The organism is Variovorax sp. PAMC28562 (assembly GCF_014303735.1).
Lineage (GTDB): Bacteria > Pseudomonadota > Gammaproteobacteria > Burkholderiales > Burkholderiaceae_C > Variovorax.
The window spans coordinates 4,451,820-4,466,189 of sequence record NZ_CP060296.1 but is presented as its reverse complement, the minus strand read 5'-3'; the positions used below and the strand labels follow the sequence as shown (position 1 = coordinate 4,466,189).

General features: G+C 64.6%; 15 protein-coding genes and 1 riboswitch. Of the genes, 10 read left to right on the top strand and 5 right to left on the bottom strand.

Annotated features, from left to right (window positions below; translation table 11 throughout):
- The first annotated feature begins 13 nt into the window (after positions 1-13).
- The 7 genes from H7F36_RS20945 to H7F36_RS20915 all read left to right on the top strand — a co-directional run bounded on the left by H7F36_RS20945 (position 14) and on the right by H7F36_RS20915 (position 5,986).
- Complete coding sequence (locus H7F36_RS20945; protein WP_187055133.1) at positions 14-265, top strand: MoaD/ThiS family protein; 252 nt, start codon at positions 14-16, stop codon at positions 263-265.
- A 13-nt stretch (positions 266-278) separates the two neighbouring features.
- Positions 279-776, top strand: coding sequence for a molybdenum cofactor biosynthesis protein MoaE (locus H7F36_RS20940; RefSeq protein WP_410003052.1), 498 nt, complete (start codon positions 279-281; stop codon positions 774-776).
- Positions 777-933: 157 nt separating this feature from the next.
- Positions 934-3,573 carry an ATP-dependent chaperone ClpB gene (gene clpB, locus H7F36_RS20935; protein ID WP_187052578.1) on the top strand — a complete coding sequence of 880 codons (2,640 nt, stop codon included), beginning with the start codon at positions 934-936 and terminating at the stop codon, positions 3,571-3,573.
- 8 nt (positions 3,574-3,581) lie between these two features.
- Entirely contained in the window at positions 3,582-3,896 is a 315-nt protein-coding gene (locus H7F36_RS20930; RefSeq protein WP_261802423.1) for a hypothetical protein, read from the top strand.
- Between the two features lie 7 nt (positions 3,897-3,903).
- Positions 3,904-5,088 (top strand): acetyl-CoA C-acyltransferase family protein, encoded by a 1,185-nt coding sequence (locus H7F36_RS20925; RefSeq protein ID WP_187052576.1) that lies wholly within the window; start codon positions 3,904-3,906, stop codon positions 5,086-5,088.
- 7 nt (positions 5,089-5,095) lie between these two features.
- Positions 5,096-5,506: an alternative ribosome rescue aminoacyl-tRNA hydrolase ArfB gene (arfB, locus tag H7F36_RS20920; protein WP_187052575.1), complete on the top strand. Its 411-nt coding sequence runs from the start codon at positions 5,096-5,098 to the stop codon at positions 5,504-5,506.
- Positions 5,507-5,596: 90 nt separating this feature from the next.
- Positions 5,597-5,986, top strand: a complete 390-nt coding sequence (locus tag H7F36_RS20915) for a response regulator (RefSeq protein WP_187052574.1) — start codon at positions 5,597-5,599, stop codon at positions 5,984-5,986.
- Positions 5,987-6,011: 25 nt separating this feature from the next.
- Here H7F36_RS20915 and H7F36_RS20910 read toward each other — a convergent pair whose 3' ends face one another.
- The gene (locus tag H7F36_RS20910; protein ID WP_187052573.1) at positions 6,012-7,691 is read right to left on the bottom strand and encodes a SulP family inorganic anion transporter; all 1,680 of its coding nucleotides are present in this window, start codon (positions 7,689-7,691) and stop codon (positions 6,012-6,014) included.
- A gap of 303 nt (positions 7,692-7,994) precedes the next feature.
- On the opposite strand from H7F36_RS20910, the gene H7F36_RS20905 reads away from it, so the two are divergent.
- Entirely contained in the window at positions 7,995-8,405 is a 411-nt protein-coding gene (locus tag H7F36_RS20905; RefSeq protein WP_222620410.1) for a hypothetical protein, read from the top strand.
- Here H7F36_RS20905 and H7F36_RS20900 read toward each other — a convergent pair.
- Both H7F36_RS20900 and H7F36_RS20895 read right to left on the bottom strand, forming a co-directional pair.
- Positions 8,380-8,772 carry a DUF2501 domain-containing protein gene (locus tag H7F36_RS20900; protein WP_187052571.1) on the bottom strand — a complete coding sequence of 131 codons (393 nt, stop codon included), beginning with the start codon at positions 8,770-8,772 and terminating at the stop codon, positions 8,380-8,382. The genes H7F36_RS20905 and H7F36_RS20900 overlap by 26 nt on opposite strands.
- Positions 8,773-8,821: 49 nt before the next feature.
- Positions 8,822-9,703 carry an AraC family transcriptional regulator gene (locus tag H7F36_RS20895; RefSeq protein WP_261802422.1) on the bottom strand — a complete coding sequence of 294 codons (882 nt, stop codon included), beginning with the start codon at positions 9,701-9,703 and terminating at the stop codon, positions 8,822-8,824.
- 89 nt (positions 9,704-9,792) lie between these two features.
- Here H7F36_RS20895 and H7F36_RS20890 point away from each other — a divergent pair, with 89 nt between their 5' ends.
- Together H7F36_RS20890 and H7F36_RS20885 are read left to right on the top strand one after the other, a co-directional pair.
- On the top strand, positions 9,793-11,046 hold the full coding sequence (locus H7F36_RS20890) for an MFS transporter (protein ID WP_187052569.1): 1,254 nt from the start codon (positions 9,793-9,795) through the stop codon (positions 11,044-11,046).
- Between the two features lie 55 nt (positions 11,047-11,101).
- The gene (locus tag H7F36_RS20885) at positions 11,102-12,358 is read left to right on the top strand and encodes an MFS transporter (RefSeq protein WP_187052568.1); all 1,257 of its coding nucleotides are present in this window, start codon (positions 11,102-11,104) and stop codon (positions 12,356-12,358) included.
- A gap of 34 nt (positions 12,359-12,392) precedes the next feature.
- Here the strand turns inward: H7F36_RS20885 and H7F36_RS20880 are convergent, their stop codons facing one another.
- Both H7F36_RS20880 and H7F36_RS20875 read right to left on the bottom strand, forming a co-directional pair.
- Complete coding sequence (locus H7F36_RS20880) at positions 12,393-12,905, bottom strand: 6,7-dimethyl-8-ribityllumazine synthase (protein WP_187052567.1); 513 nt, start codon at positions 12,903-12,905, stop codon at positions 12,393-12,395.
- 103 nt (positions 12,906-13,008) lie between these two features.
- Positions 13,009-13,164: riboswitch (FMN riboswitch) on the bottom strand.
- A gap of 107 nt (positions 13,165-13,271) precedes the next feature.
- Complete coding sequence (locus H7F36_RS20875) at positions 13,272-14,366, bottom strand: DNA glycosylase AlkZ-like family protein (RefSeq protein WP_187052566.1); 1,095 nt, start codon at positions 14,364-14,366, stop codon at positions 13,272-13,274.
- Positions 14,367-14,370 lie beyond the last annotated feature (4 nt).

The following is a 14,370-nucleotide window of genomic DNA, read 5'->3' as shown; positions in this document are numbered from 1 at the left end:
AACAAAGACGCACATGAAAATCTCGATTCGCTACTTCGCCTCGGTCCGCGAAGCTCTTGCGAAGTCCAGCGAGTCCGTGGAGACGAATGCCGAAACGCTCGCTGTGTTGCGGGACGAATTGATCGCGCGGGGTGCTCCCTACGCGGAAGCACTGGCGCGTGGCAAGGCGGTCCGCATGGCGCTCGATCAGGTGATGAGCGCGGAGAGCGCCAGGCTGGTCGACGGCGCTGAAGTGGCGTTCTTTCCGCCTGTCACCGGCGGCTGAAGGCGGCCAACGCATGTCCACCAGCGCCTCTGGGAACATGTCATTGCGCGTCGTCGTCCAAGCCGCCGACTTCGATCTCGCGGCCGAGATCGCTGCTCTGCGCGCGAGCAATTCGGCCGTCGGCGCTGTCTGCAGCTTTGTAGGCACGGTACGCGACCGCAACGACGGGGCCGACGTGGCGTCGATGGAGCTCGAGCACTACCCGGGCATGACAGAGAAGGCCATCGAGGCCATGATCGACGAAGCGCACCGTCGCTTCGACATCCTCGGAGCCCGCGTGATCCATCGCATCGGCCTGTTGCAGCCACTCGAACAGATCATGATGGTCGCGGTGGTGTCCGCGCACCGCGGCGAAAGCTTTCAGGCCTGCGAATTCCTGATGGACTACCTGAAGACGCAGGCTCCGTTCTGGAAAAAAGAACAGACGTCCGAGGGTGCGCGCTGGGTCGATGCCCGCGTTGCCGACGACAAGGCGCTCGCGCGCTGGGGCATCGCCGCGACCAACGGCTGATCCCTCCTGATTTCTCGTTAGCTTGCGCCTGCGCAAGGCCTGACAGCCCTGCGGCGTCTACAAGGAGGGCAACGACGCGGGGCGACGGCCGCGCTCGAAGAGCCGGTCCGCCCTTGAAGGCCGTGCAAACGACCTTATTTCGAATGCAGGAACTTATATGCGCCAAGACAAACTCACCACCAAATTCCAGGAAGCGCTGAGCGACGCCCAGTCGCTTGCGCTCGGCAACGACAACGCCTACATCGAGCCCGCTCACCTGCTGGCGGCGATGCTGCGGCAAGACGAGGGCCCGCGTGCACTGCTCGAGCGCGCCGGGGTCAACGTGCCCGGCCTGTCGCAAGCGGCCGAGGCCGCCATCAAGAAGCTGGCGCAAGTGCAGGGCAATGACCAGGTTCAGGTCGGGCCCGATCTCGGCAAGCTGCTGCAGGCCACCGAAAAGGAAGCCATCAAGCGCAACGACCAGTTCATCGCCGGTGAACTGTTCCTCCTTGCGCTCGCCGACAGCAAGGCCGACATCGGCAACCTTGCGCGCAGCAACGGAGTCACGCGCAAGTCGCTCGAAGCTGCCATCGAGGCAGTGCGGGGCGGGCAGGGCGTTAACAGCGCGGATGCCGAAGGCCAGCGCGAGGCGCTCAAGAAATACTGCATGGACCTGACCGAGCGCGCGCGGCTCGGCAAGCTCGACCCGGTTATCGGCCGCGATGAAGAAATCCGTCGGGCCATCCAGGTGCTGCAGCGCCGCACCAAGAACAACCCGGTGCTCATCGGCGAGCCCGGTGTCGGCAAGACGGCCATCGTCGAAGGTCTGGCCCAGCGCATCGTCGCCGGTGAGGTGCCCGACTCGCTGAAGGGCAAGCGCGTGCTGTCGCTCGACATGGCCGCGCTGCTGGCCGGTGCCAAGTTCCGCGGCGAGTTCGAGGAGCGTCTGAAGACCGTGCTGAACGAGCTCGCGAAGGACGAAGGCCAGACCATCGTTTTCATCGACGAGCTGCACACCATGGTCGGTGCTGGCAAGGCCGAGGGCGCGATGGACGCCGGCAATATGCTCAAGCCCGCACTGGCGCGTGGCGAATTGCATTGCGTCGGTGCGACCACGCTCGACGAATACCGCAAGTACATCGAGAAAGACGCCGCACTGGAGCGTCGCTTCCAGAAAATCATCGTCGGCGAGCCGAGCGTGGAGGCGACCATCGCCATCCTTCGTGGGCTGCAGGAGAAGTACGAAGTGCACCATGGGGTGCAGATCACCGACCCGGCCATCGTGGCCGCGGCCGAGCTCTCCGACCGCTACATCACCGACCGCTTTTTGCCCGACAAGGCGATCGACCTGATCGACGAGGCGGCTGCCAAGATCAAGATTGAAATGGACTCCAAGCCCGAGGTGATGGACCGGCTGGACCGTCGCCTGATTCAGCTGCAGATCGAGCGCGAAGCGGTTCGACGCGAGAAGGACGAGTCGTCGCAAAAGCGATTCGGCCTGATCGAAGACGAGATCACCAAGTTGCAGAAAGAGATCGCCGACTACGACGAGATCTGGCAGGCTGAAAAGGCGCAAGCCCAGGGCTCCAAGACGGTGATGGAAGACATCGACAAGATGCGCTTTCAGATCGCCGAGTTCACGCAGAAGGGCGACTTCAACAAGGTCGCGGAGCTGCAGTACGGCCAACTGCCGGCGCTCGAAAAGCGTTTGAAAGAGGCGCAGGAAAGCGAGACGAGCAAGGGCAAATCGAGCGTTCCGACGCTGTTGCGCACGCAGGTCGGTGCCGAAGAAATAGCCGAAGTCGTGGCGCGCGCCACCGGCATTCCGGTCGCCAAGCTGATGCAGGGCGAGCGCGACAAGCTGCTGGTGATGGAAGCCAAGCTGCACGAGCGCGTGGTCGGCCAGGACGAGGCCATCGGCGCGGTCGCGAATGCGATTCGCCGCTCGCGCTCGGGCCTGTCGGACCCCGGCCGTCCGACCGGTTCCTTTTTGTTCCTGGGCCCCACGGGCGTCGGCAAGACCGAGCTGTGCAAGGCGCTGGCCGGCTTCCTGTTCGACAGCGAAGACCACCTGATTCGCGTCGACATGAGCGAGTTCATGGAGAAGCATTCAGTGGCGCGCCTGATCGGTGCGCCGCCCGGCTACGTCGGCTATGAAGAGGGCGGCTATTTGACCGAAGCGGTGCGCCGCAAGCCCTACAGCGTGCTGCTGCTGGACGAAGTCGAGAAGGCGCATCCGGACGTCTTCAACGTGCTGCTCCAGGTGCTCGACGACGGGCGCCTGACCGACGGCCAAGGCCGCACCGTCAACTTCAAGAACACCGTGATCGTGATGACCAGCAACATCGGCTCGCCCATCATCCAGGCGATGGTCGGCAAGCCGAACGAGGAGATCAAGGAAGCGGTGTGGGACGAGTTGAAGAACTACTTCCGACCCGAGTTCCTGAACCGGATCGATGAAACCGTGGTGTTTCATGCGCTCGACGCGAAGAACATCGAATCGATCGCCGCGATCCAGCTCAAGGTGCTCCAGGCGCGTGTCGCCAAGATGGACATGGCGCTCGCGGTCTCACCTGCGGCACTGGCCGAGATCGCCAAGGTCGGGTTCGACCCGGTGTTCGGCGCGCGGCCGCTGAAGCGCGCCATTCAGCAGCGCATCGAGAACCCGCTGTCGAAGCTGTTGCTCGACGGCAGCTTTGGGCCGAAGGACACGATCCATGTGACGACCGATCCGATCCATTCGCCGGGCAAGTTCGAGTTTGCGCGGACAACGCGCACCGGTGAGGTCGGGGAACCAACATCGGAGACGGTGGCCTAATCGCAGTGATGAACTTCATCCTTCGCTTGGTTCTCTTCATGTTGGGCCTGGTCTTCGCGGCCAGCCTCGCCGTTGCGGTGCTGTTGCTCGCGGCAGTTTGGGGCGTGCGCTACGGCTGGGCACGGCTCACCGGCCGACCCGTCACGCCGTGGGTCATGCGCTTCAACCCAGGGGCAGGTTTCAACCGGTTTCGCGCAGCGGCGCAGCCAGTCGAACCTTCGGCCGCCGACGTCGTCAGCGCCCGCGCGCTGGGTGAGTCTTCGGAGCGTCCGGTGCGTGTGCATGGCGTTGGCGGCGGCGTGACAGACGTTCAACCCAAGTGAGATTGACATGACTCAACGAGACATCTTCGTGGTCGGCACCGCCCGCACCGCCATCGGCACTTTTGGCGGCTCGCTGAAAGACGTGCCCAACACCCAGCTGGCCACCACCGCCGTCAAGGCCGCCCTGCAGCGCAGCGGCGTGGCGCCCGACGCCATTGGCCACGTCGTCATGGGCAACGTGATCCCCACCGACGTCAAGGACGCGTACCTGAGCCGGGTCGCCGCCATTGATGCCGGCTGCCCGATCGAGACGCCCGCATTCAACGTGAACCGGCTCTGCGGCTCCGGCCTGCAGGCGATCATTTCGGCGGCGCAGGCGATCCAGCTCGGTGATTGCGACATCGCCATCGGCGGTGGCTCCGAATCCATGAGTCGTGGCCCTTACTTCGACACCTCGGCGCGCTATGGCGCGCGCATGGGCGATGCCGTGCTGGTCGACTACATGCTCGGCATCCTGCACGACCCCTGGGAAAAGATGCACATGGGCATCACTGCCGAGAACGTGGCAGCGCGCTACAACATCTCGCGCGGCCAGCAGGACGAGCTGGCGGTCATGAGCCAGCAGCGCGCTGCTGCGGCCATCGCGGCTGGCCGCTTCAAGGAGCAGATCGTTTCGGTCGAGGTCAAGACGCGCAAGGGCATCGTGCTGTTCGACACCGACGAGCATGTGCGCGCCGACACCACGATGGAAACGCTGGGCAAGATGAAACCGGCCTTTAAGAAGGACGGCCTGGTGACGGCGGGCAATGCGTCGGGCATCAACGACGGTGCTGCCGCGGTGGTGCTGGCCGAAGGCTCACGCGTGCAGGCGCTCGGCCTCAAGCCGCTGGCCCGGTTGGTCGGTTACGCACATGCCGGCGTCGAGCCCGCCTACATGGGCATCGGCCCGGTGCCGGCCACGCGCAAGGTGCTGGAGCGCACCGGCTTGAAGGTGAGCGACCTCGACGTGATCGAGTCGAACGAAGCCTTCGCGGCGCAAGCTTGTGCCGTTATCCAGGAGCTGGGTTTCGACCCGGCCAAGGTCAACGTCAACGGCTCGGGCATCTCGCTGGGACACCCGGTCGGCGCGACCGGCGCCATCATCACGACCAAGGCCATTGCCGAGTTGCACCGCACCGGCGGGCGCTATGCGTTGGTCACGATGTGCATCGGCGGCGGGCAGGGGATCGCGGCGATTTTCGAGAGAGTTTGAGCGGACGATGCCGCTGCGCAAGCCGATCCTTGTCGACGAGAACGAAGTCGAACTGAGCGCCATTCGTGCGCAGGGTGCGGGCGGCCAAAACGTCAACAAGGTTTCGAGTGCGGTGCATCTGCGCTACGACATTCCGGCCAGCTCGCTGCCGGACGACGTCAAGGAGCGACTGCTGTCCTTGCGCGACAACCGCATCACGCAAGAAGGCGTGCTGGTGCTCAAGGCGCAGCAGCACCGCACCCAGGAGATGAATCGCAGCGACGCGCTGGCGCGGTTGCAGGAGGTGGTCGACAGCGTGGCCACGGCGCCCCTGGTGCGTCGGGCCACCAAGCCGACCTATGGTTCGAAGCAGCGACGGCTGCAAGGCAAGAGCCAGCGCTCGGAAATCAAGAACCTGCGGGGACGTGTGCAGGACTGAGTCTGGTCTGGCCGCGAAGCCGCACGATCTTCAGTGGACGCTCCGACAACGCCGCGGCGTGGCATAAACTGGCGACGCTCATCACCCGCCATGTCGCTCATCACCTTTATCGTCGAAGACAACCCCACGATTCGGGAGAACCTCATCCCGACACTGGAAGATCTGGCAAACGCCGAGGTGGCCGGCTTCGCGGAATCCGAGGCAGATGCGATCGACTGGCTCGCTTCCCACCGCGACGATTGGCACCTGGCGGTCGTCGACCTGTTCCTGAAGCAGGGCTCCGGTCTGGGCGTGCTGGCCGCATGCCGGCAGCGCGGTGAACAGCAGCGGGTCGTGGTGCTCAGTAACTACGCGACGCCGGAAATGCGCAACCGCTGTACTGAGTTGGGCGCCGATGCGGTGTTCGACAAGTCCAACGAGCTCGACGCGTTCTTCGACTTCTGCAATACCGATCGGCCTTCGCAGTTTTCGGCGTTGTAGCGGCCGCGCGTCGCGGCCCATATGCCTAGCCCGCTGGCGGCGATCGCGACTCGTCCCGCGCGCAGTGCTTCATCAACGCTTGCAGCGCATCGGCATCGGTACGGTAGTTGAAGAGCATGGGTCCGGGCACCAGCAAGCCCGCACGGTCGAGCACTTGCTGCGCCGGTAATTTGAGGCCGCTGAGGTGCAACCGCACGCCCTTGCTCTCGAGCAAGCGACGCAGCGAGCCGAACACCTCGGCGCCGCTGATGTCGATGCGGTTGATGGGATGCGCGAAGAGACAGACGTCGGTGACTTCAGGCCGCGCTGCAAGCACTTCGGCAATCGCGCGCTCGAGCGTGCCCGCAGAAGCGAAGTCGAGCTCCGCATCCATGCGCAGTGCGTAGAGAGTGGGCGCCAGCGGTGGTAAATGCCACAGATGCCGGTCGCGCAGGCTGCCGTCGCCGTGCAAGCCGACCTCGATGATGCGCGGATGCAGGTGGCGGTACATGTAGTTCGCGAGGCTCGCAAGCAGCCCGCCGAGCACGCCCCAGTAGATCGACGGCGCGGTCGCGATGGTGAGTGCGAAGGTGCCGATGGCGATGCCGGCCTCGATGCGCGACACACGCCACAGCACCGCGAAGCTGCGCGGCTTGATGAGCCCGATGATGGCCGTCATCACGACTGCGGCCAGCACGGCCTGCGGCACGTGATAGAGCAGCGGCATCAGCCATAGCAATGTGAGCGCCACCACGACGACGCTGAACAGCGTGGCCCAGCCGGTCTGCGCGCCCGCATACAGCGTGATGGCCGAACGAGAGAACGACGAACTGGTCGGAAAAGCACCGGTCAGGCCCGACGCCACCTTGGCGAGGCCCTGGCCGATCAAGTCCTGGTTTTCGTTCCACAGCGTGCCCGCGCGTGCGTTGTCGATCTTCGCGCTCGATGCCGTTTCGAGAAAGCTCACCAAGGTGATCGTGAGCGCGGGCAGCAGCAACATGCCCAGCGTGTGCAGCGTGCCGCCTGGCAGAGCGCTTGGCCAATACAGGGACGGCAAGCCCGAAGGCAGTGCGCCGACCACGGCGCCGCCGAGGAGCGCATAGCTGAGCGACCAGCTCAACGCCGCTGCGCCGGCGACGAGCGCCATGGTCGTGGGGAAGCGCGGCAGCCAGCGCTTGCCGGCCCACAGCACGGCCATGCTGCCAAGGCCGAAAGCCATCGCAGTCCAGTCCGGAGGCGAGCCACCGCGCAGAAGCTGCGGCACGGTACGACCGGTGAACCCGAGCAGCGAAGGCAGCTGCGACACCGCGATCAAAATCGCCGCGCCCTGCGTGAATCCGGTGAGCACCGGCGAGTTGACCAGTCGCAGTATCCAGCCGAGTCGCCCGGCACCGATCAGGATCTGGATGCCACCCGACAGTAGGGTCAGCCACACCGCCATTGCCACCCACTCGGCGCTGCCCGCGACCGCGAGGGGCGCCAGCGAAGCACCGACCAGCAGACTGGTGAGGGCAGTCGGCCCGACCGACAGGCGCTGCGACGAACTGAACAGCACCGCGACCAGTGCGGGCCACAGGGCCGCGTACACGCCGGTGACCAGCGGCATGCCGGCGAGGGCTGCGTACGCAACGCCTTGCGGGATCACCATCAGCGCGACCGTGATTCCGGCGAGTGCCTCGCCTTGCAACAGCGTGCGACTCGGGCACGGCCATGCGAGGCAGGGCATCCAGCGGGCGAGCCGCTGCCGCAAAGAAGGCGTGGTTGCTATCAAAACCGTAGCTTGGAGTGGCGTCTTGGCGCGCCTCTCACTTGTTTTTGATTGAGGATGAACGCCAAGTATAGAGGCGTGAATCACAGAGAAATGCGTCGAAAAACGCATCACGATTCAGACTGCGCCTACATCGCAAACCGATTGCTTCAGCGACGCTCGACTATGCACAAATGGTTTCGCCCATTCGCCGATCTCCGGAGCTGGCAGACGCGACGCTCGTTCGATCGCTTCGACCGGTTTGGTCCCTACGGCCTCACAGTGCAAGCGTTGCCTTTGACGGCAGTACCGTTGGCCCATGCGCTGGTCCATTCGGTCACCGGGATCGACGATGGCCTTCGACGCTGGCTCGACGTCACGCTCGCGGAGCGTGCGCGGCCCGCCTTGGGCCAGCCTGCGTCGCGTGCGACGGTATCGGTCTGGTACGCGCTGCAGGACGCGCAGGCGACCGGCCTGCCGCTGGCCGCAGAAGCCGACTGGGCGCTGCTCAAAGCGATTGGCCGCGAAGAGGCTGCAATGGAGGCGATGCGTTTTCTGCTGCGCATTTATCTGACGACAGTGCAGCTCTGGTTGCCCGGTGCAGCCGAAGCGGTGCGCACGCTCGACTCACCAGCCATGCGCTGGGCAGACGGCGTCGGCGCCGACGCTAGATCAACGACTTCGCGTTTTTAAGCACGTAGTCGCAGGCCTTCGTTTTTACTTTGCCAGACACCGACTTCAAGTCGATCGACTTGCCGTCGCCCTGCAACAACCCTTTGGCACCGTTGGCAAAGCCGGTCTGTTGCTGGGGTTGACCCGTGACCTTGGCGAGCAACTTGTCCTTGATCGACGCTGCATCGCCGCCGAGGTAGTTGTTCTTGACGCAGTACTGCAGCACGCCGGCCGCATTGCCGACCGTGTTGCTGCCCATCGCCGGCATCGCGTAGTTTCCGGCCTGTGACTTGAGCGAGTCGAGCAGGTTCGAAGCGCCAGCGGATGCGCCGACCGATGCGCCGATGGACGCCAGAAGAAGTGAAGCGAGAGCGGTGCGTGTTTTCATGGTGGCTATTCTTTGAAGATGAGTTGGGTGGTATGGATGAGCGCGATGTTTACTGTCGTTTCTTGTGCTGGAACGCGGTCGGTGATTGCCCGGTCGCGGCCTTGAACATGGCGCAGAACGCGCTGTCCGTGGCGTAGCCGCTGGCCGCTGCGACACGACTCACCGCCATACCGCGCGCCAGCAAAGGAAGGGCATGCGCCATCACGGCTTGCTGTCGCCATTGCTGCCAGCTGGTGTCGAGCTGAACCCTGAACAGTCGCGCCACGGTGCGCTCGCTGGCGCCGATGGCGGCGGCCCGTTCCGCCAGCGTTGCGCGATCGGCCGGGTTGCGCAGCAACGTCTCGCAGAGCTGCCGCAGTCGCTTGTCGTTGGGCAGCGGTACATCGATCTGAATCTGCGTCGCGCGTTCCAGTTCGCTGATGAGCAACGGCGCGATCATGCGTTCACGCGGCGCGGCTTCGGCATCGACCGGCGGCAAGCCATCGGGCGTGGTGTCGAGCGCCAGCATCAATGCGCGCAGCAGCGGGCTGATCTCCAGCACCTCGCATTTCTCCCAGCTAGGTGCGAGCCAAGCATGCAGGTAGATGGTGCGCAGCTCAGCATCTTCGATGAGCGTGATGCTGTGCTGCATATCAGCCGGCACCCAGAGCGCGCGCGACGGCGGAACGATGTAGCTGCCGTCTTCGGTGCTGAGCCGGATCACGCCGCGGGTCGAGAAGGTCAGCTGGGGCCACGGATGCGCATGGAGCTCGACCAGCGTGTCGGCCTTGAGGAAATGCTCTTTGGCGCGCAGCGGCCGCACGGCATCAGGCGCATAGAGATGCGGCGTGAGCGGGCCCACGCTGATCGACGGTGCCAGCGACGGTTGCACGACGGTCGATGATGGCGGCGATGCTGGAAGAGCGGCAGGTATAGAAGCAGTGGCTGGCATGGTTCCGACAAATGTTGTCGCTGTATCGTCATTCTGACGGCAGCTGGCGACATAGGATCAAGGCCCGCCCGTCATATTTGTAGCAATCCATGTCGTCTTCAGCCACAGCAGTTTCATCCTCGACACCCACCTTGCGTGCCGACGCCCAGTTGATCGGCCTTGTGGGCCTCGCGCATGCCGTCAGCCACTTCAGCCAGTTGGTGCTGGCGCCACTGTTTCCGTGGTTGAAAGATGCTTTCAACGTGAGTTATACCGAGTTGGGCGCGGTGTTGACCGTGTTCTTCGTGGTCTCTTGCCTGGTGCAGGCGGCGTCGGGATTCATCGTCGACAAGCTCGGCCCGCGTCCGGTGCTGTTCGTCGGACTCGGCGCGTTGGCGCTGGCGGCCTTTGGCTACGCGATGGCGACGAGCTACTGGATGCTGCTGGCCTTCGCGGTGCTGGGCGGCATCGGCAACGGTGTCTTTCATCCGGTCGACTACACGCTCTTCAACCGCAAGGTCGCGCCGACGCGGCTCGGCCATGCGTACAGCGTGCACGGCATCACTGGCAGTCTGGGCTGGGCGTTGGCGCCGGCCTTCGTGGTGCCGATCGCCATCGCGTATTCATGGCGCGTGGCATTGGCATCGGCCGGTGTACTCGCCGTGGTCGTGCTGCTGGTGCTTTGGATCTACCGCAGTGTGCTGTCGCTCGACGTCAAGACGGTGCAGAAAGCGACCGGGCATGCCGGCGCTGCGCCCATCGGCGGAGAGTTCGATTTCTTGCGCATTCCGGCGGTGTGGATGTGCTTCGCTTTCTTCTTTTTCTACGCCGCCGTCATCAGCGTGGTGCAGACCTTCGCGCCCGTCGCGGCCGGCCATCTGCACGACGTGCCGGTCGCCCTGGTCGCGGTTTGCCTGACGGTCTACATGGTTGCGAGTGCCGCGGGCATGGTGTTCGGCGGCTTTCTCGCGTCGGACCCGACACGCTGTGCGCGCATCGTCGGCGCGGGCTTTGGCGTCGCGGCTGCGCTGGCGCTGGTGCTGGCCTTTGGAGACTTCCCCGGCATGCTGGTGCCGGTGATCTTCGGGGCGATGGGCTTCGCGTCCGGCATCGCGGGGCCTTCGCGCGATCTGCTGGTCAAGCGCTCGACGCCGCCCAATGCGACGGGGCGCGTCTATGGCGTGGTCTACGCCGGACTCGACATCGGCCAGGCTCTGGCGCCGCTGGTGTTCGGCCGCTTGATGGACAACGGCCAGTACATGAGCGTGATCGTCGGGCTGGCAGTGGTGCAGGGTGTGTTGATAGCGAGCGCGTTCAATGTGACGCGCGTGCGGCGCACGTCACTGGTCTCCGCGACTGCTTGAGCGCTGCTGCACTGCCCGCGCTGCCGTTGCAGGGTCGGCGCGCACACTGAGCACCATGTCGACCAACGCCTTGCAACGTCATCAGCCCGATTCGCGATACGCGATGCTGCGGCTCTTCGTCACGCTGCTGATCATGACGGTCGGTAGTTGCGGCATGTATGTCGTGTCGGTGGTGTTGCCGGCAATCCAGTCCGACTTCGGCGTGGCGCGGGCCGAGGCCTCGCTGCCCTATACGCTGTTGATGATCGGCTTCGGTCTTGGCGGAATCGTCATGGGCAAGCTGGCCGACCGCCATGGCGTGATGTGGCCGCTGCTGCTGGGCGCAGTGTGCGTGGGTGTCGGCTTCGTGGCCTCCAGTTTCGCGACCGGTATCGTTGCTTTTTCTGTGGTGCAGGGAGTGTTCGTCGGGCTGGGCAGCGGTGCGGTGTTCGCGCCCCTGGTAGCCGACACCTCGTTGTGGTTCGTCAAGCGCCGCGGCATGGCGGTGGCCGTGTGCGCCAGCGGCAACTACCTCGCGGGGGCGGTGTGGCCGCCCATCGTGCAGAAGTTCGTGGAGGCCTCCGGTTGGCGAGCGACCTATGTGGGGCTGGGCCTGTTTTGCGGGCTGGCGATGGCGGGGCTGTCGCTGTTCATGCGAACGCGGCCACCGGCGAACGTCATGGATGCGCCGCCCGCGGCGGTTGCGGGCCGCGCTGGTATCGACGCGGCGGCCCGCCCCTTCGGCTTCAGCCTAGGGACGGCGCAAGGGTTGCTGTGCGTAGCTGGCACCGCCTGTTGCGTGGCAATGGCGATGCCGCAGGTTCACATCGTCGCCTACTGCACCGACCTCGGCTTCGGCGCTGCACGCGGGGCGCAAATGCTGTCGTTGATGCTCGCCTGCGGCATCGTGAGTCGCCTTGTCTCCGGTGCCCTCTGCGACCGCATCGGTGGCTTGCGCACGCTGTTGCTCGGATCGATGCTGCAATGCGTCGCGCTCTTCATGTTCCTGCCGTTCGACGGCATGGTGCCGCTCTTCGTGGTGTCGGCCATGTTCGGCTTGTTCCAGGGCGGCCTCGTTCCGTCGTACGCGATCATCGTGCGCGAATACTTTCCGCCGGCCGAGGCCAGCGCGCGCGTGGGCACCGTCATCGGCTGCACGTTGCTGGGCATGGCGCTCGGTGGCTGGATGTCGGGCAAGGTGTTCGATCTCACCGGCAGCTATCACGCGGCCTTTGTCAACGGCATCGCTTGGAACCTGCTCAACATGTCGATCGCCGCGATGCTCTTGCTGCGAACCCGTCGGTTGCACGGCGCTGTGCCCGCAGCCGTCTGAAGTCTTTTACTTCGCGTCTTTCAGCCCGCGTTCTCTAGCTCGCGCAGAGCGCGTCGACTTTTCGCAACCCTTCGATCGTCTTCACGCAGGCTTCGGCAGCCTCAGTGCCCTTGATCGCGAAGTGGCGGTGGAAGTACTTGCGGTGTTCCGCATGCTCGTGGAAGTGATGCGGTGTGAGCACGGCAGACAAGATCGGCACGCCGGTTTCGAGCTGCAACGCCATCAGGCTGTTGACCACGGTGGTCGCGACGAACTCGTGACGGTAGATGCCGCCGTCGACCACCAGCGCGCAGCCGACGATGGCGGCGTACTTGCCCGAGTTGGCCAGCCGCTTGGCGTGCAGCGGAATCTCGAAAGCGCCTGGAACGTCGAACACATCGATGGTGTCGGCAGGCACGCCCAGGCGCTCCATCTCGGCGAGAAAAGCGTCGCGTGCCTGATGCACGATGTCGGCATGCCATTGCGCTTCGACGAAGGCGATACGGTTACCGCGTGGCGCATCGGTGGCGGCCGTGACGGAAAGGGGAAGGTCGTTGATCTGACTCATGGTGCCTCTGATGCCTTTTGAAAAAAAGCAGGTTTCCTGAATCAGGGCGCACGAAGGCGACGGCAAAGCCACGCGACGTAATGCGCGCGGCAATGCAGACGGTTCGCGCTCTCTTTCATCCGGACTGTGACCGTCGGCTCCGGAATCGCACCGAAATCTGCTGACCCCGACCTTCGTGGAAGACCGGGCGCTCGCGGGCTTGTGCGAACGAGTCGCCATTACCGCCGGTGGGGAATTGCACCCCGCCCTGAGAACGCTTGCCCCGACTTGCATCGGAGCGATGTCGATTCTAGAGACGAGCGCAGGGCGGCGCTGTCACGCACGAGCCAAAGCCCCACGGCGAGTCGTGCTGCGGTTTCGGGACCTTCAGCGCGGCGCCATGAAGGCCGTCATGCGTTGAAACTCGTCGTCGAGGGCCGCACGAAACGCAGCGCCGTTCGGCTTCTTGTCGATATAGCCGAAGCTCGGCTTCAACCGTCCTGCCGTGGCTGTCACGTTCGCCCAGCCGATCACCCGGTCGTGCCACAGCAATGGCAATGCGTAGTGGCCGAACTGCCGCTTCGGCGCTGGCATGTAAGCCTCGAACTTGTACGTCCAGCCCCAGAGCAACTCGAAGCGGCGACGGTCCCACACCACCGGATCGAACGGCGCCAGCAGCCGAACCGCATCGTCAGGCGCGTGACGCTTGGAAGCTGGGTTCTCGTTGACCGGCCAGTACCAGATCGTGCCGTCGATGCGGTTGCTGGCGAGCACCTCGCGTGCTTCACTCAGCGCGGCCTGGGTGTGCGTGCTCAGATGTGGCGCACCGTAATTGAGCAAGCGCACGAGGTAGGTGAGGCTCGCGGCTGGCAGCGGGGCGTACTTGCGCACGATGAGTTCGAGCAGCGCCGCAGCACGCAATGCGCGACCGGTCGGGCTGTCATCGATCGGTGGTGCATGGTCGACCGCTTCGTAGACGCGCGTGCCGCTGTCGCGCCGAGCTACGCGCAACATGCCGCGGTAGTGCATGCCGTCGAGCAGGTGTGTGCTCGCGTTGCTCGATCCACCCCAATAGTTGGTCATGCGGCCGTGCGAGAAGTGCGCATCGACATCACGCGGATGCACTTGCCCGCGCTCGCGCACGAAGGCCAGCACGTCCGCAGCCTTGCGCCGAGTCTCCGCATCCCAAGCCAACTTGGGCTCACGCGGGTGCATCAACGCCAAATGTTCGCGCGGCAGAAAGCCGTAGTTGACGAGGCTGTCTTCTTCGATCGCAAGTCTTGGGTAACGCGCTTCGAGGTCACCGGCGCGGTAGTCCTTCACGCGATGACGCAACGTGAGGTCTTGCGCTCTTGCGGGTGCGCGAATCGGGTCGGCTTGCACGAACCCGAGACGCTGGATCGCACGCGGCAATGTCGTCGGTTTGAAGAGGGTGCGGGCTACGGCGTAGCGGCGCAGCTCATCGAGGGTCGGGTCTGACATGCTG